The sequence below is a fragment of the Brevundimonas sp. TWP2-3-4b1 genome, from assembly GCF_049897665.1.
GTDB lineage: Bacteria > Pseudomonadota > Alphaproteobacteria > Caulobacterales > Caulobacteraceae > Brevundimonas > Brevundimonas subvibrioides_B.
Genome location: NZ_JAFCWQ010000004.1, coordinates 116,795 through 132,859, shown reverse-complemented (window position 1 = coordinate 132,859; position 16,065 = coordinate 116,795). Strand labels below are relative to the sequence as shown.

Here is a 16,065-nt window from a genome sequence, read left to right as displayed (position 1 = left end):
TCTGTGCCGCGCGCGCCATCGTTCGCTGATGCGAAGTGGGTCGCGACGGTTTTGGGGCGACATCTGCCGCGATCCGGCTATGACGGAGAAATATCCTCCGCAAAGTCGCCTCCAAGCCCATCCATCATGCAAGAAACTCTCCGCCGCATCCTCACCGCCAGAGTCTATGACGTGGCGATCGAGACGCCGCTCGACCCGCTGCCGCGCCTCGCCGCGCGGCTGGGCCGGCCAGTGCTGCAGAAGCGCGAGGACTTGCAGCCGATCTTCTCGTTCAAGATCCGCGGTGCCTACAACAAGATCGCCACACTGAGCCCGGACCAGCTGGCGCGCGGCGTCATCTGCGCATCGGCCGGCAACCATGCCCAGGGCGTCGCCTTCGCGGCCAGTCGGCGCGGCGCGGTCTCGACCATCGTCATGCCGGTCACCACCCCGCCCATCAAGGTCGCCGCCGTGCGTGCGCTGGGCGGCAATGTGATTCTCCACGGCGACGCCTTCGACGAGGCCTTTGCCGAGGCAAGCCGCCGCGCGACCGAGACCGGCGCCGTCTTCATCCACCCCTTCGACGACCCCGACGTCATCGCCGGACAGGGCACGGTCGGGCTGGAGATCACCCGCCAGCACTCCGAGCCCATCGCCGCCATCTTCGTGCCCATCGGCGGCGGCGGCCTGGCCGCCGGCGTCGCGGCCATTGTGAAGTTCCTGCGACCGAAGACGAAGGTCATCGGCGTCGAGCCGGTCGACGCCGCCTCCATGAAGGCCGCCATCGAGGCGGGCGAGGTCGTGACCCTGGATCAGGTCGGTCTGTTCTGCGACGGCGTCGCCGTGCGCCGCGCGGGAACCGAGACGTTCCGGCTGTGCCGTGACCTGCTGGACGAGATCGTCACCGTCGACAACGACGCCATCTGCGCCGCCATCAAGGACATCTTCGACGACAGCCGCGCCGTCGCCGAACCGTCCGGGGCGCTCGCCCTCGCGGGCCTCAAGGCCTGGGCAGCCGCCCATCCGGAGACGGCCGAAGATGGCGCCCTGATCGCCATCAACTCGGGCTCGAACGTCAACTTCGACCGCTTGCGCCACATCGCAGAGCGGGCGGAGATCGGCGAGGGGACGGAGGCGCTTCTGGCCGTCGCCATGGACGACGACCGCGCCGTCTACAGCCGCTTCCTGTCGGCGCTCGATGGCCGGTCGGTGACCGAGTTCAACTATCGCTGGTCGGGCGAGGGCCGCGCCCACATCTTCGTCGGCGTCGCCATCAAACAGGGTCCGCACGAGAAGGACGACCTGATCGCCGCCTTGCGCGGCGACGGCTATGCGGTCGAGGACATGAGCGACAACGAGGCGGCGAAGTTGCACGTCCGTCACATGGTCGGCGGCCGCGCCACCGGCCTGCCGCACGAGCGTATCCTGAGGTTCGAATTCCCCGAACGTCCCGGCGCCTTCCTGCGCTTCCTCAACAGCCTGAAGCCGGCCTGGGCCCTGACCCTGTTCCACTATCGCAACCATGGCGACGATGTCGGCCGGGTGCTGGCCGGCATCTCGGTGCCGCCCGCCGAACGGCCGGCGTTGAACGTCGCGCTCGCGACGCTCGGCTATCCCTACGTCGACGAGACCGACAATCCGGCCAGCCGGCTGTTCCTCGACGGTACGTGAAGACCCTATCCCCGGCGCTAAAGCTTGCGAAACACCTTTGGGCCACGTTGAGGCGTGCTCCTCCGTTGCTTACCCCTGTTGTTCAAAGCCCTGCTGCTCGGTCTCGCCGTGCTGGTGGCCGCGCCGACTCTGGTCCTCGCCAAGAACCCGGCCGCTCGCGATCCATTGGCCCTGGCCGCTGCTGTCGAGCGCCGGGCCGGCGCCACGACCTTCGCCCAGCTCGAAGCCTTCGGTCAGACGGCCCTGCGCACGCCCGGTCGCGAGGGGCTGAACCGGCTCTACCACGTCGTCTGGACCAGCCTGAACCAGGGTGATTTCGAGGGCGCGACGCGGTGGAACCTGCAGCTCGCCGCCGCCGCAGGCCTGCAGGGCGACGCGCGCTATACGAAGATCGCCTATCTCAACGCCCTGACCATCCGCTACGACACGGGCGAGGACGCCGCCGCCGTCGAGATGGAAAAGATCGCCAGGGCGGAATCAGACTGGTTCGTCCGCGCGCACGCTACCCGCATCCACGCCCTGGCCCTGATGGACCAGGGGCGCCTCGGCGAAGGGCTGAACCTGCTCAACGAAGCCATGAGCCTGATCCCCGAGAATGACGCCTTCGCCGACACGGCGCGCGCGGGTCTGTGGGAGGTGACCGGCATCGGCCTGATGAAGCTGAACGACATCCGCGGTGCCACCAACGCCTTCGGTCGGTTCGAGCTGGACTACAGCAATCCTGCCTATCCCCGGCCCGACTTCGACGCCGTCTACAACCTGGCCCGCATGGAGGTTCAGGTCGGCAACCAGCCCCTGGCCGAACGTCTGTTTGCGGTCCACCACCGCCTGGCGACGCGCGCAGGGGTGGAGGGTCTGACCGTCTATGACGCCAACCTGTGCGCTATGGTGGCGCAGGGCGCCGATGATCCATCCCGGCTGCTGCGCTGCCTCGCGCCGTATGGCGAAAGCTTGGGCGCGGCCGAGTTCCTGGCCCCCCACATCCTGCCGCTCCGCGCCATGGCTCGCGCCCGCACCGGCGACGTGAACGGGGCGCGGCGCGACGTCGCCGAGATTCATCGTCGCCAGGCCGCGGGCGAGTTTCGCGAAGAAGGCCTGTCACGGGTTCTGCATGCCGAGGCCGAATTGCTACAGGCCCAGGGGCGATCGCGCGAGGCCTTCGAGCTGCTTCGCCGCCATTCGGAAGAAGAATCCCTTCAGCAGACGCGCCGCTTCAGCGAGGGTATCGGCCAGGTCACTTCGGAGATGCGGAATCAGTTGCGGGAGCGCCGCCATCAGCTGGAGACCGCCCGCGCCAACACCGCGCTCCAGGCCGACGTCATTCACAGCCAGCGCTGGATCGTCGGCATCGGCGTGGTCTTCCTCCTCAGCGCCGCCGCCCTGCTGTTCCGCCAGTGGAGCCTGACCCGCCATCTGCGCTTCGCCCGCCGCCGCGCCGAGGATGCCAACCGGGCCAAGTCCGAGTTCCTGGCCAATATGAGCCACGAGATCCGCACACCTCTGAACGGCGTCGTGGCCATGGCCGACGCCTTGTCGCGCCGCCCCCTCGAGCACGCCGAGCACGAAATGGTCGAGATCATCCGCTCGTCCGGCGTGACCCTGGAACGGCTGCTCTCCGACATCCTCGACAGCGCCAAGATCGAAGCCGGTCAGGTGACGATCGAGACCGCGCCCTTCGCCCTCGGCCATGCCGTCAAGGACATCGCCGCCCTGTGGAGCTCCAGGGTCGAGGGCAGCCCGGTCACCCTGGTCGTCGAGCTCGACCCTACGCTGGAGCGGACGGTCGTCGGTGACGTCGTCCGCGTGCGCCAGATCCTCGCCAACCTCGTGTCCAACGCCCTGAAATTCACCAGCGCCGGCGCCGTGACCCTGCGCGTCGAGCCGGTCGGCGACGATCGTGTCCGCTTCTCCGTCACCGACACCGGCGTCGGCTTCGACGCGGAGCAGAGGGCCCGAATCTTCACCCGCTTTCAGCAGGCCGACGGCTCGATCACCCGGCGCTTCGGCGGCACCGGCCTGGGCCTCGCCATCTCCCGTGACCTCGCCGTGCTAATGGGCGGCGAACTGGACTGCGAGTCGACCCCGGGCGCGGGCTCGCGTTTCTGGTTCGAACTGCCCCTGCCCGCCGCTGTGGTCGAGGAGGCGGTCGCAGGCGCGATGGACGACGCCTCGCCGGAGGGCTTGCGCATCCTGCTGGCCGACGATCATCCGGCCAACCGCAAGGTTATAGATGTGCTGCTGGCCCCGACCGGAGCGACCCTGATCGCCGTCGAGGACGGCCAGCAGGCGCTCGACGCCTGCGCCGGAGGCGGCTTCGACCTGATCCTGATGGACATGCAGATGCCCGTCATGGACGGCCTGACCGCCACCGCCGCCATCCGCGCCCTCGAGGCCGAGCGCGGCCTCGCCCGCACGCCGCTCCTGATGCTGACCGCCAACGCCATGTCCGAGCATGTCGAAGCCGGTCGTCTCGCCGGCGCCGACGGCCACCTGGCCAAACCCGTCACCACCCAGACCCTGTTCGCCGCCATCGCCGCCGCGCTCAACGCCGTCGAACCGGACGTGGCGGAAGAGGTCAGCGCGGCCTGACTTCTCAGAGGGTCGCGCCTTCGTTGGCCAGCAGCCAGCGCTTGCGCTCCAGACCTCCGGCATAGCCCGTCAGCGTACCATTCGCCCCGATTACCCGGTGGCAGGGCACGATGACCGCGATGGGGTTCTGGCCGTTCGCCAGCCCCGCCGCCCGCACTGCCTTCGGCGATCCGATCGCCGCCGCCAGCTGACCGTAACTGCGCGTCTCGCCGGCCGGAATGGCCCGCAGCGCCGCCCAGACAGACCGCTGGAAATCGGTGCCGCCGGTCTTGACCTTCAGCCCGTCCAGGGCCCCCGCGTCCCCGGCGAAATAGGCCTCGACCGCGCCGCGCACCGCCTCGGGCGCCCGGCCGGGGACGAGGTCAGCATCCGGCGCATGCCGGCCAAGTAGCCGCATCATGCGCGGCTCATAGTCGGCGAAGTCCAGCGCCCGCACAGCGCCGTCCGTATCTGTGACCAGCAGCACCTCGCCGACCGGCGTCGCGATCCGGTCGAGGGTCAGGGTCTCAGGCTGCGCGCCAGAGTCGTGAGTTGTCATCGTCGTTCTCCATCAGATCGGCCGCCGTCAGTCCCGCCATCCGCAGGTGCAGCGCGCCATAGGCCCGCCAAGGCCGCCACCGCTCCGCCCGGTCCGCGAGCGTCGCTTCGTTCAGTCTGTCGCTGGGCGCATCCTCGCCGGCGTCGATCCAGTCGCCCGGCAGCCGCAGGCCGGGCCGCGAATCGACCAGCGGCTTCAGCACCCGGTCCGCCGACAGGTGGAGCCCGATCGCCTCGGGATCGGCCGACAGGTCGAACACCCGTCGCACCCGCGCCAGCACGCCTGGCAGCGCCTTCAGGTCGCTGGCCTCGAGGCAGATCTCCAGCCGTCCCGGCTTGCCCGGCGTGGCCGTGACGAAGCCGTCGGCGCCATCGACATCCCTGACCAGATCACGCGACCAGATCCGCCCGTCGACCCGATCCCCGCGCGCGGCCAGCGCCGCGAACATCGCGTCCCAGTCATAGGGCGGTCGCCAGGACAGGCTCAGTTTCACCCCCTCGCTCGGCGGCCGTTCGGCCCGGCGACGCAGCGCCGACGGCGGGCGGCGGTACAGGGCCTGGAACGTCTCGTTGAACCGCCGTACAGAGCCGAAGCCCGACGCATGCGCCACCTGCGCCATCGACAGGTCGGTCTCGTGGATCAGGGCCTTGGCCAGCAGCACGCGCCGGGTCTGGGCCACGCTGACCGGCGCCGCGCCCAGATGCTGTTTGAACAGCCGCCGCAGCTGGCGCTCGCCGACCCCCAGCCGTCCGGCCAGGGCGTCGACGTCGGCCTCGTCCAGCGCCCCCGCCTCGATCAGGGCCAGGGCCCGGCTGACCGTATTCGACGTGCCCCGCCACGCCCCCATGTCGGGCGCCGTCTCGGGGCGACAGCGCAGGCAGGCGCGAAAGCCCGCCTCCTCGGCCGCCGCCGCCGTGACCACGAAGATCATGTTCTCGCGCCTGGGCGTCCGGGCAGGACAGACCGGGCGGCAGTAGATGCCCGTCGTCTTGACGCAGCCGAAGAACCGTCCGTCGAACCGGGCGTCACGCGTCAGCACGGCCCGATAGCAGGCCTCCTGATCCAGACTGTTCGCCGTCGTTTCCATGCCACAGAGATGGGCCTTCTCCGGCGGGAAGTCTCGCGGTTTTCGGACATGTCCCTACGCTCGCACGGCGCGCCAGGCGTTGGCGACGATCGTGTAGACAAGGCTGACCGCGCTGATCGCAAGGGCCCAGGTCAGGATCAGCGACAGGGTCGACGCCACCCCGGTCAGGTCCCGTTCGCCCTCGCGCAGCTCGCGCAGCCGGTCGAAGTCCAGCAGCACCCCGTCCCCCGCGATCCGCGCCTGTTCCGCGCCGACGCTCAGGGTGAACCAGTGACCCGCCTCGAAGATGTTCCAGGTCAGCCACAGGCCGGCGACCGCGACCAGGATGGCGAGCACCGCCCGCATCCGCGCCGCCTGCGGCCGGATCAGGGTGAACAGGTCGATCCCCATCTGGCCCAGGGCATAGAGCAGCACCGGGACGAACAGCACGGCCCAGATCGGCGCCGGCGAGACCGAGACCAGGTCGCCGTCGATCCGCATGACGCTCAGGCCGGGGAAGTGAACCAGCCCGACCCACCACAGGACGAACAGCCCGACCGCGAGGAAGGAGAAAGCCGCCTCCGCCTGGAAATCGCGACGACCCCGCATCGCCCGGGTGCGCCACATCGGCCGCAGGCCCGACCCCGATCCCGCGCCTATCCTGTCACTCGCGCTCTTCACGCTCGCGCCCCACCAGGACGGGTCGGACAGGCCGAATGCCGACAGGTCCTTGACCCGCCAGTCGGTGAGCCATTTCGGCCGGATAGCGTAGTGCTCCATGATCGCCCCGACCAGCGTCAGCGCCCCGATCAGGGTCAGACCGGAACCGAAGAAGCCGTGGAACGACTGGGCGATGTCCTGCCCCGCGTCCGCCGTGCCGCTGATCAGCCGGATGAACAGGCCGATGCCCGAGACGACCAGCAGGATCAGAAGACCCGCCTTCACCCCGTAGAGCCAGTAGGGAAACAGCTCCGGTCCGATCAGCGAATCCGGCCCTTTGCGATAGCGCGCGGCGACCACCAGCGGATGGCCGATCTCCTTCAGGATGGCCTCGCGCTCGTCATCGGTCAGCGACCGGCCCAGCGTCTCTTCCTGCGCCTCGACGCGGCTCAGGATCAGGTCGCGCAGTTCGGCGACGATGTCGTCGCGTTCTTCCGCCGACAGCTGCGCCGCGACAGCCTCCAGATAGCGTTCCACCATGTCCATGGTCTTGCCCCTCAATCTTAAAATGTCAGAGAATCTTGTCGAGCGAGGCGTTGATGCCCCGCCATTCGCCGGCGAGCCGTTCCAGCATCGCGGCGCCCATCGGGGACAGGACGTAGAAGCGCTTCTTGCGCTTCTCTTCCTCGCGCCATTCGCTCAGCAGCAGCCCCTGCGATTCCAGTCGGCGAAGCAGCGGATAGAGGGTCGATTCCTCCATCTCCAGCCCGTCGGCGGCCAGGGCCTGACGCAGGGTGTAGCCATAGCGTTCGGTCCGCAGGCAGGCGAGCACCGCCAGCACCAGTGACCCTCGCCGCAGCTCCAGCCGCATGCTCTCGAAAAGTTCAGCGTCGATCGTCACGCGGCCCGGCCCTTACGTCACATAGTGTGCGACACACAGTGTATGCGACATACTGTGTGAGGAAGTCAAGCGGACGACCGACCCCGCTTTCTCCAGGACGGGCGCTCAATGTCTGAGAAGGCTGCGGAGCGGGGTCGGAAAGCTCGGCCACACCTCAATCAGCGAGGAAGAACAGCCCTTCGACCGTCGTATCGAGCGCCCGCGCCAGCTCGAGCGCCAAAAGGGTCGAGGGAACGAACACGCCGTTCTCGACCGTATTGACTGTCTTGCGCGACACACCGGCCCGCTCGGCCAGCTCGGCCTGGGTCAGGCCGGCGGCGGTCCGAACCGCCTTGAGGCGAGACCCCAGCCGGGCATCACCCATCCTTGCCGAACTCACGGTCCAGCCATGCGAACCGGATGCCTGCGGCGACGGCGCCTGCCGTCAGCGCGAACGGCAGGGCGGCGACTCCGACCTCCGGCCGCCAGGCGCCGAGCCCCAGCGCGACGGTCGCCCCCGCCATCAGGACCACGAAGCCGGCGATCATCGCCCGCGCCCTTAGCACCTGGGTCAGTTCGTCCTCGAGAAAGCGGCGGTTCTTCCGCGACTGGCCGTCCCATCCCATGGTCACGGCCAGGATCAGCCAGGCGTAGAGCACGGGCAGCCCGATCATCAGAAAGTCGCTCAACTCGCCCCGGCCCGACAGGATGTCCTCGGTCGACCATGCGGCCAGGGTCAGCATCAGGATCGCAACCATGGGAAAGACCCACAATTGACGGGCCCGTTGGGTCTGCAGTCGGTCACGCTTCAACGGTTCAGTTTCGGTTCGCCATCCGTTGGCGCCCGGCCGCATGATCCAGGCCATGAAGAGGCCGCCCATCGCCAGCCCCACGCCGACACCCGCCGCTACACCCCACACGGTCGCCTCCTCGCCGGTGCGATAGAGGCCGATCGCGACCCCAACGCCCGCGATCAGGCCGCCCAGGATGATCGTCGCCAGGGCACTGGCGAACTTCTTGCGCCGCGCCCGCGCTTCCTTCCGCATCTCCCTGTCGTCCATCGCCGTCATCTCCGCCTCCGGTTCATGTCACCCTAGGGTTACATATCACCTATAGGTTACACGGCGTCAAGCGGTCAGATCAGCAGCGCCCCCTCGTGCCGCGAAAGCCAGGTCTTGCGCTCCAGCCCGCCGCCGAACCCGACCATCGCTCCATCGGCGCCCACGACCCGATGGCAGGCCAGCACCAGCGGGATCGGGTTCCGGTTCAGGGCCGCGCCCGCCGCCTGGGCCGCGCCCGGCTCCCCGGCCCTCCTCGCCATCTCGCCATAGGAGAGGGTCTGGCCAACCGGGACCTCCCACAGCGCCCGCCAGACCCGGGCCTGGAACCCTTCACCCGCGACCGACCCGTCCAGCGCCCAGTCGATCCGCATCAACGCCTGCAGGTCACCGTCAAAGTAATCGGCCAGCTGGCGCGCTATCGCTTCCGGCGCCTCGCCCGCGTCCATCGCCACGCCGGGATAATCCCGCCCCATCGCCCGCCCGAGCCCGTCACCGAACGACACGCCCCTCAACCGGCCGGCCTCGTCAACCGCGAGCGCCAGCACGCCGATCGGCGAGGCGATCCCGGACGCGATCAGCCTCACGGCTGCATCAGGGCGTTCAGCGCGCCATAGTCCATCGCTTCCGCCGCCTGCGGCTTCGAGTCCCCGTCCGCCAGGAAACCGCGCGTCAGCCGGTCCGCCGTCGCATAGGCCGCTGCGGAGAGGTTCGACCCGGCGCTCAGCCGCCGCACGCCCAGCGCCTCCAGCCCCTTCGCATCCGGGAGCGCCGGCCGCGCCAGCAGGTTCAGCGGCAGGCCCAGATCCACCAGGGCCGTGATCGTGTCCGCATCAGTCACGCCCGGCATGAACAGGCCGTCGGCCCCGGCCGCGCGGTACAGCGCCGCCCGCCTGACCGCTTCCTGCAGCCGCGCCTCGACCGGTCCGATACCCCGAAGCCAAAGGTCGCAGCGGGCGTTGATGAACAGGTTCGGCCCCACCGCTGCGCGCACCGCCGCGATCTTGTCCGCCAGCGCCTCCGCCGTCCCGTCCGCGTCCTCGATGTTGATCCCGACCGCGCCCGCCTCCCAAGTCCGCCGCACGAAGACTGCGGCCCCCTTTGGATCGTCGGAGAAGCCGCCCTCGACGTCCGCGCTGACCGGAACCTCGTCCGCCACCCGGATCATCCGCGCGAGGGCGCCCAGCAACTCAGCCTCCGGCGGCGTCGCTCCGTCAGGCCAGCCCAGCGCCCAGGCCACGCCCGCGCTGGTCGTCGCCACCGCCTTCGCCCCTGCCGCGATCGACAGGGCGGTCGAGGCCGCGTCCCAGGCGTTGGGCAGGATCAGCAGACCCGAGGCGTGCAGGCCGCGGAAGGTCGAGGCGGCGCTCATGGTGATCTCCTTTTGTTCACGGCGAAGATGAGGCGCTTCGTTCAGCGAGTCTCGCGGGAATCGGACAACGTCACCGCGAGTGGAGAACCCCTATTTGTGTGTCCACGGCCGGTTGGCGCCCGGCGTGACCCCGGCCGCCTGGTCGCGCTGGAACCGCCCGCCGCGCGGCGGCTTCGGCCGGGCGTCCAGCTTCGCGGTCTTCAGCCGCAAGGCCTTCTGCGCCGGCGTCTCTCCCACCGGACCGTCGGTCGAGGGCGTTGAGGTGTGGTCGGGCTGATCGGTCATGCCCGGACCCGTAGCACGCGGGCGGCCATGGCGTCTGTCGTATCGCGGCAGGTGAGCCGCACTGCAACCTTAACCGCCGCCCGCCGTTCTGCTGACCGTAGACAGGCGAAACCGCCGGAGAGCACCCCCATGACTTCGATCAAGACCTTCACAGCCCTGGCGGCAGGCGCCGTCGTTCTCTCGATGGCCCCTCTCGCCCAGGCCCAGACGCCTTATGGCCAGTCGGGCTCACAGCAGCCGACCGGCCAGGAAGTCTTCGGCCAGATCCTGCAGAACCTGTTTGGTGGTCAGACGTCCGGTTCGATCGACGCCGAATGGAGCCGCGGGCGTCGCGCGCTCGGCGCCCAGCAGACCACTTTCAACAGCCGCCTCGACGCCCAGGTCCGCTCAGGCTCACTGTCTTCCTGGTCCGCCGATCGAATTCGCACCGACTATGACGCCCTTGTTCAACTGGAGGCCCGCTACGGCCAGGACGGGCGCTTCACGACCCAGGAGCGTCAGGACCTGACCACCCGCTACAACGCCCTGACCTCGGCGCTCGAGGACGGCGGCTACGGCGACGACATCGGCGGCTATCAGTCGGCCGCCGACGGCCGGGCGGACTTCGATGCTCGCGTTGACTCCGCCGTGCGCGCCCGCGCGCTAACCCGCACCGAAGCCACGCGCCTGCGCAGCGATTACGCGGCCATTGTTTCGGTCGAGGTCGGCTTCCAGCGCGACGGTCTCAGCGCCCGCGAGCGCCAGGACATCGAGGCCCGCCTCGACGCCATCGACGCTCGTGTCCCGGGCGGAAACTCCGGCAACGGCGGCGGCTGGCAGCAGACTCCGCGCGATCGCCTGACCGCCATCGAACGCGCCCTCTACACCCTGCCGCGCGGCCAGCAGGACGCCATTCGGGTCCAGTTCGAGGACCTGACCCGTCTGGAGGCCGCCTACTCCCGCACCGGTCCGTCCAGCGACGACACGGCCTATCTGGACCGCCGTCTGGGCGAACTCGAGGTCCAGGCGCGCGTTCGGCGCTAGGCCCCGACCCGTCCAACCGACGAAGCCCCGCCCGGTCCCGGCCGAGCGGGGCTTTTCCGCCTCAGACGTCTAGCGACACAATCGCCCGCTCTCCGCCTCCAGGTGCAGATGGTCGTGGTGGACCGCATTATAGTCGGGGCTGAGGACCGTGCCGAAGATGCGGCAGCCCTCGTCGCGGATACGGTGCAGGAAGCGCGATTCGGGCGTGCCTGAGGCCCAGTCGCCCGCCACGGTGATCCGCCGCCCGTCTCTCAACCGCACGCCGCTGAAATCCAGCGCCGCCGCCCGAGAATGCGCGCTGGCCCGGGAGGTGCTGCCCGCGTCGGTGCGCACGCCCCGGCAGGCATAGACCCCCATGTGGTCGATCTCGACCACGTCCGAGCCGAGTAGTTCGCGCGCCGCCGGTTCCACTGACTGACGCCGCCAGACGCTGACCGCCGCCGCCAGGGTGCAGGTCATGGTGACATCGGACGGCGCCATCCGGGCTGTCGTCCCCATGTCCGGCCCCAGCACCCCCGCCGCCGTCAGGCCGCAGGTTTCGGAGTTCACCCGGTCCGGCGTCGGACTGAACGTCACCCGCGCCGCCTCCAGTTCCGCCTCGCACTGCGCCAGGGTCTGCGTCGCCCGCTGCACTCGCCCGAGCGTCTCGCTGTCGATCGGCTGATCGATCACTCCGGCTTCAGGCGCGACATAGACCGACGGCCCGGGGTTCGGCGCCGGCGCGTAGGGCGTGTAGCCCGACGGCGGGACGGTGTTCGGGATCAGACGGCCACAGCCGGACAGGACGACGAGCAGAAGGGCGACCGCGAGGCGTGACGTTCCGGGCATGACCCGAAACTGACAGGATTCGCCGCCCGGTTCTGCTGACAGCCTGCTGTCAGCATCCGCATCGGCCGCCCGCGCGTTGACTGGCGACATCTCCCCTCGCGCACTAAGTTCCGTTCATGAACCGTTCTTCGACCCCCAAGGGCTCGGCGCCCGTTATCAAGAAGCCCGTCCACATCCCAAACCAGGGCGTGGCGGAGGCGCCGTCGGCCTTCCTGCGCGACGACACCGCACCGCTGCCCAGAGCGATGAAAAACATGCCGATGTTCGCGCCGGTCACCGGCCCGCGCCTGACGCCTGAGGAGGCGCCGACCTCGCCCGGCGACTGGGTCCCGCACCGTCCCGACCGCCCGTCGAAGTCGCTCAAGGGCCGCCAGAACAATCGCTTCCGGCTGGAGACCAGCTACACCCCCGCCGGCGACCAGCCCGCCGCCATCGCCGAACTGGTCTCCCAGGCCGGTCAGGGCGACCGCGACCAGGTGCTGCTGGGCGTCACCGGCTCCGGCAAGACCTTCACCATGGCAAAGGTGATCGAGGCGACCCAGCGCCCGGCCCTGATCCTCGCCCCCAACAAGACCCTCGCCGCCCAGCTCTACAGCGAATTCAAGAGCTTCTTCCCCGACAACGCGGTCGAGTATTTCGTCAGCTACTACGACTACTACCAGCCTGAAGCCTACGTTCCCCGGACCGACACCTATATCGAGAAGGACTCATCCATAAACGAGCAGATCGACCGGATGCGCCACTCGGCGACGCGGTCGATCCTGGAGCGGGACGATGTGATCGTGGTCGCCTCGGTCTCCTGCATCTACGGCATCGGCTCGGTCGAGACCTATACCGCCATGACCTTCGACCTGAAGGTCGGGGACCAGATCGACGAGTCAAAGCTGCGGGCCGACCTGATCGCCCTGCAGTACAAGAGGAACGACGTCGCCTTCGACCGCGGCATGTTCCGCAAACGCGGCGACACGGTCGAGATCTTCCCCGTCCACCTCGACGACCGGGCCTGGCGCGTCAGCCTGTTCGGCGACGAGATCGAGTCGATCGCCGAGTTCGACCCCCTGACCGGCAAGAAGACCGCCGAGCTGAAGGAGGTCACCGTCTATGCCGCCAGCCACTACGTCACCCCGCGCCCGACGCTGAACCAGGCGCTCGGCGGCATCAAGGCCGAGCTCAAGGAGACGCTCGACTGGATGATCGAGAACGGCAAACTGCTGGAGGCGCAACGTCTCGAACAACGCGTGCGCTTCGACCTGGAGATGATGGAGGCCACCGGCTCCTGCGCCGGCATCGAGAACTACAGTCGCTGGCTGACCGGCCGCAGCCCCGGCGAGCCCCCGCCGACCTTCTTCGAATACATCCCCGACAACGCCCTGCTGTTCGTCGACGAGAGCCACGTCACCATCGGCCAGATCAACGGCATGTTCCGGGGCGACTACCGCCGCAAGTCGACCCTGGCGGAGTACGGCTTCCGCCTGCCCTCCTGCATCGACAACCGCCCGCTGAAGTTCGACGAATGGGAGGCGATGCGGCCCCAGACGGTCCACGTCTCGGCCACCCCCGGCCCGTGGGAAATGGAACAGACCGGCGGCGTCTTCGTCGAACAGGTCATCCGCCCGACCGGCCTGATCGACCCCCCGGTCGAAATTCGACCCGTCTCGGGCCAGACCCGCAACCAGGTCGACGACGTCATCGACGAGGTCAAGGCCGTGGCCCGCGCCGGCTACCGCTCCCTGGTCACCGTCCTGACCAAGAAGATGGCCGAGGACCTGACGGAGTACATGCACGAACAGGGCGTGCGCGTGCGCTACATGCACTCCGACGTCGACACGATGGAGCGTATCGAGATCATCCGCGACCTGCGCCTGGGCTCCTTCGACGTCCTGATCGGCATCAACCTGCTGCGCGAGGGGCTCGACATCCCCGAGTGCGGCCTGGTCGCCATCCTCGATGCGGACAAGGAGGGCTTCCTGCGCTCCGAGACCTCCCTGATCCAGACCATCGGCCGCGCCGCCCGCAACGTCGACGGCCGCGTCATCCTCTATGCCGACCGCGTCACCGGCTCGATGGAGCGCGCCATGGCCGAGACCAACCGCCGCCGCGAGCGCCAGGAGGCCTACAACCTCGAACACGGCATCACGCCCGAGAGCGTCAAGCGCGACATCAAGGAGATCCTGGCCAGCCCCTACGAGAAGGACCGCGTCCTGGTCCCCACAGGCGTCAAGGAGGAGAGCCGCCCCTTCGTCGGCAACAATTTCTTGGCCACGCTGCGGGACATGGAAGGCAAGATGCGCGAGGCCGCCAGCAATCTGGAGTTCGAGGAGGCCGGCCGTCTCCGCGACGAGATCAAGAAGCTGAAACTCCTCGACCTGGAGTTCGCCAACGAGATCCTGACCGGGGATGGACAGGACGTGGATGCGTCAGCGCCGAAGCGGTGGCGCAAGGAGGCGCAGGCGGAGGCGCAGGAGCGGTTCAAGAAGGGGCGGTAGTCCTCCCCCATCGGGGGACGGGGACCGCCGCGCCCTTGCGCGGGGGTGGAGGGGGCCCGACACGGATGCGGTGCCAGCCATTCTGCCACCCGTCGCGCGCCCGGCCGCCTCCGTCTCTCCGCTGCGCTCCGAGCCACCTCCCCCAACGGGGGAGGAGTGTGCTATCCTCCGCCCATGGCGAACCCAGCCCTCACCCTTCCGCCCGTGCTCGACGCCTTCATCGAGGAACAGGTCGCCTCCGGCGCCTACCGCGACCGGGACGCGGTGATTGCGGACGCCGTCGACCTGCTGCGCGAACGCGCGACCGACCACATGGACGATGAGACCAGGCTCGCTCGCCTGAACGCCAAGCTCAAAAAGGCCATCGACGGCCTCGATCGCGGCGAGGGTATCGAGATCACCGATCTGGATGCCTATTTTGACGGCGTCATGAAGCGCGTTCGCGTGGGGTGAGACGGCTCGACGTCTCACGTGAGGCCGATCTGGAAGCCGAAGAAATTCTCCGCCACAGCGAAGCCCAGTTCGGACCCGCCGCTGCGGATCGCTACCGCCTCCTGATCCAGAGCGCCTATCGCGACATCGCCGAGAATCCGACCCGGCCCGGCGTCAGCACGCTTCGCGGCATCCCCGCCGACCTCCGCCTCTACCCCGTTCGCCACAGCCGCCAGCGCATCGCCCCCGCCGACCGGGTCGGCCAACCCCGCCACGTCGTGGCCTTCCGCTTCGACGATGCCAGGGTCGAGATCGTCCACCTCCTGCACGAAAGCATGGACCTGCCGCGTCGGCTCGGGTGAGATGAATACTACTTTTGCTTGTATTTCTATGAGGTCTATGGATCCCTATCCGTGTTCACGGAGAGGTCCACACATGCCCATTTTCAAGATTCTCAGCCGCATCGACGCCTCCCGCAAGGGGAGAGGGTTAGGCCGCCGCCTGTTCCGCCGCGATCTTGCGCAGGGCCTCCTCGAACACGGCGGCGGGCTGGCCGCCGGAGATCAGGTATCTGCCCTCGACGACCACGGCGGGGACCGAGTTGATGCCGCGGCTGCGCCACAGGGCCTGTTCGGCGCGGACCTCGGCGGCGTAGCGGCCGGAGGCGAGCACCTCGGCCGCCCCGGCGCGGTCGAGACCGGCGGCCCCGGCGGCCCGGGTCAGGACGCCGGCGTCGGTCAGGTTGTTCCCGTCGGTGAAATGGGTGCGGAACAGGGCCGCCTTGAGCGCCTTCTGATGCTCCGGCCCCTGTTCGCCGGCCCAGGCCAGCAGGCGGTGGGCGTCGAAGGTGTTCCAGATGCGGCTGTCGGCGCCCATCTTCATCTCGAATCCGGGCCAGGCCTCGGCCGCGCGGGCGGTGATCATGGCGCGGTTGGCGGCCGACTGTTCGGGGGTGGAGCCGTATTTGGCGGCGATGTGTTCGGCGACGTTCTCGCCCTCAGCCGCCATGCCGGGGTTCAGCTCGAACGGCTGGAAGGCGATCTCGGCGGTGATGCCCTCGGCCTTGAGCGTGTCGAGGGCCGTCTCCAGCCCGCCGAGGCCGACGACGCACCAGGGGCAGACGACGTCGGAGACGAAGTCGATGTGAAGGGGCTTGGTCATGACGGGCTCCGCAACGGTTCATGTTGCATATGGGGGC

At 68.9% G+C, this 16,065-nt stretch carries 17 protein-coding genes; 6 read left to right on the top strand and 11 right to left on the bottom strand.

Going from position 1 to position 16,065, the window contains the following annotated elements; all coding sequences use genetic code 11:
• The first annotated feature begins 126 nt into the window (after positions 1–126).
• Together ilvA and ACP7A5_RS05155 are read left to right on the top strand one after the other, a co-directional pair.
• Positions 127–1,650 carry a threonine ammonia-lyase, biosynthetic gene (gene ilvA, locus ACP7A5_RS05160; protein WP_426040903.1) on the top strand — a complete coding sequence of 508 codons (1,524 nt, stop codon included), beginning with the start codon at positions 127–129 and terminating at the stop codon, positions 1,648–1,650.
• Between the two features lie 78 nt (positions 1,651–1,728).
• Positions 1,729–4,239: an ATP-binding protein gene (locus tag ACP7A5_RS05155; protein ID WP_426040902.1), complete on the top strand. Its 2,511-nt coding sequence runs from the start codon at positions 1,729–1,731 to the stop codon at positions 4,237–4,239.
• Between the two features lie 4 nt (positions 4,240–4,243).
• On the opposite strand, the gene ACP7A5_RS05150 is transcribed toward ACP7A5_RS05155, so the two are convergent.
• The 9 genes from ACP7A5_RS05150 to ACP7A5_RS05110 all read right to left on the bottom strand — a co-directional run bounded on the left by ACP7A5_RS05150 (position 4,244) and on the right by ACP7A5_RS05110 (position 10,098).
• On the bottom strand, positions 4,244–4,777 hold the full coding sequence (locus ACP7A5_RS05150) for a methylated-DNA--[protein]-cysteine S-methyltransferase (protein WP_426040901.1): 534 nt from the start codon (positions 4,775–4,777) through the stop codon (positions 4,244–4,246).
• Entirely contained in the window at positions 4,746–5,864 is a 1,119-nt protein-coding gene (locus ACP7A5_RS05145; protein WP_426040900.1) for a bifunctional transcriptional activator/DNA repair enzyme AdaA, read from the bottom strand. Before ACP7A5_RS05145 ends, ACP7A5_RS05150 begins: the two co-directional genes overlap by 32 nt.
• 54 nt (positions 5,865–5,918) lie before the next feature.
• Positions 5,919–7,049 carry a hypothetical protein gene (locus tag ACP7A5_RS05140; protein WP_426040899.1) on the bottom strand — a complete coding sequence of 377 codons (1,131 nt, stop codon included), beginning with the start codon at positions 7,047–7,049 and terminating at the stop codon, positions 5,919–5,921.
• Between the two features lie 25 nt (positions 7,050–7,074).
• A complete protein-coding gene (locus ACP7A5_RS05135; RefSeq protein ID WP_426040949.1) occupies positions 7,075–7,374 on the bottom strand; it encodes a PadR family transcriptional regulator in 300 nt (99 codons plus the stop codon).
• Between the two features lie 184 nt (positions 7,375–7,558).
• Positions 7,559–7,768, bottom strand: a complete 210-nt coding sequence (locus tag ACP7A5_RS05130; protein ID WP_426040898.1) for a helix-turn-helix transcriptional regulator — start codon at positions 7,766–7,768, stop codon at positions 7,559–7,561.
• A complete protein-coding gene (locus tag ACP7A5_RS05125) occupies positions 7,761–8,453 on the bottom strand; it encodes a hypothetical protein (RefSeq protein ID WP_426040897.1) in 693 nt (230 codons plus the stop codon). The genes ACP7A5_RS05130 and ACP7A5_RS05125 overlap by 8 nt, the downstream gene beginning before the upstream one ends.
• A 65-nt stretch (positions 8,454–8,518) precedes the next feature.
• Complete coding sequence (locus ACP7A5_RS05120; RefSeq protein ID WP_426040896.1) at positions 8,519–9,028, bottom strand: methylated-DNA--[protein]-cysteine S-methyltransferase; 510 nt, start codon at positions 9,026–9,028, stop codon at positions 8,519–8,521.
• Positions 9,025–9,813 carry an isocitrate lyase/PEP mutase family protein gene (locus ACP7A5_RS05115; protein ID WP_426040895.1) on the bottom strand — a complete coding sequence of 263 codons (789 nt, stop codon included), beginning with the start codon at positions 9,811–9,813 and terminating at the stop codon, positions 9,025–9,027. The genes ACP7A5_RS05120 and ACP7A5_RS05115 overlap by 4 nt, the downstream gene beginning before the upstream one ends.
• 90 nt (positions 9,814–9,903) lie before the next feature.
• On the bottom strand, positions 9,904–10,098 hold the full coding sequence (locus ACP7A5_RS05110) for a hypothetical protein (protein ID WP_426040894.1): 195 nt from the start codon (positions 10,096–10,098) through the stop codon (positions 9,904–9,906).
• Positions 10,099–10,227: 129 nt separating this feature from the next.
• On the opposite strand from ACP7A5_RS05110, the gene ACP7A5_RS05105 reads away from it, so the two are divergent.
• The gene (locus ACP7A5_RS05105; protein ID WP_426040893.1) at positions 10,228–11,121 is read left to right on the top strand and encodes a hypothetical protein; all 894 of its coding nucleotides are present in this window, start codon (positions 10,228–10,230) and stop codon (positions 11,119–11,121) included.
• Positions 11,122–11,190: 69 nt separating this feature from the next.
• On the opposite strand, the gene ACP7A5_RS05100 is transcribed toward ACP7A5_RS05105, so the two are convergent.
• Complete coding sequence (locus ACP7A5_RS05100; RefSeq protein WP_426040892.1) at positions 11,191–12,039, bottom strand: extensin family protein; 849 nt, start codon at positions 12,037–12,039, stop codon at positions 11,191–11,193.
• Between the two features lie 26 nt (positions 12,040–12,065).
• On the opposite strand from ACP7A5_RS05100, the gene uvrB reads away from it, so the two are divergent.
• The 3 genes from uvrB (at position 12,066) to ACP7A5_RS05085 (ending at position 15,229) form a co-directional block, all read left to right on the top strand.
• Positions 12,066–14,435, top strand: a complete 2,370-nt coding sequence (uvrB, locus tag ACP7A5_RS05095) for an excinuclease ABC subunit UvrB (protein WP_426040891.1) — start codon at positions 12,066–12,068, stop codon at positions 14,433–14,435.
• Between the two features lie 174 nt (positions 14,436–14,609).
• The gene (locus ACP7A5_RS05090; RefSeq protein ID WP_426040890.1) at positions 14,610–14,888 is read left to right on the top strand and encodes a ribbon-helix-helix domain-containing protein; all 279 of its coding nucleotides are present in this window, start codon (positions 14,610–14,612) and stop codon (positions 14,886–14,888) included.
• Positions 14,885–15,229, top strand: a complete 345-nt coding sequence (locus tag ACP7A5_RS05085) for a type II toxin-antitoxin system RelE/ParE family toxin (RefSeq protein WP_426036283.1) — start codon at positions 14,885–14,887, stop codon at positions 15,227–15,229. Before ACP7A5_RS05090 ends, ACP7A5_RS05085 begins: the two co-directional genes overlap by 4 nt.
• 127 nt (positions 15,230–15,356) lie before the next feature.
• Here ACP7A5_RS05085 and ACP7A5_RS05080 read toward each other — a convergent pair whose 3' ends face one another.
• Positions 15,357–16,028 (bottom strand): DsbA family oxidoreductase, encoded by a 672-nt coding sequence (locus tag ACP7A5_RS05080; protein ID WP_426040889.1) that lies wholly within the window; start codon positions 16,026–16,028, stop codon positions 15,357–15,359.
• Between the last annotated feature and the right edge of the window lie 37 nt (positions 16,029–16,065).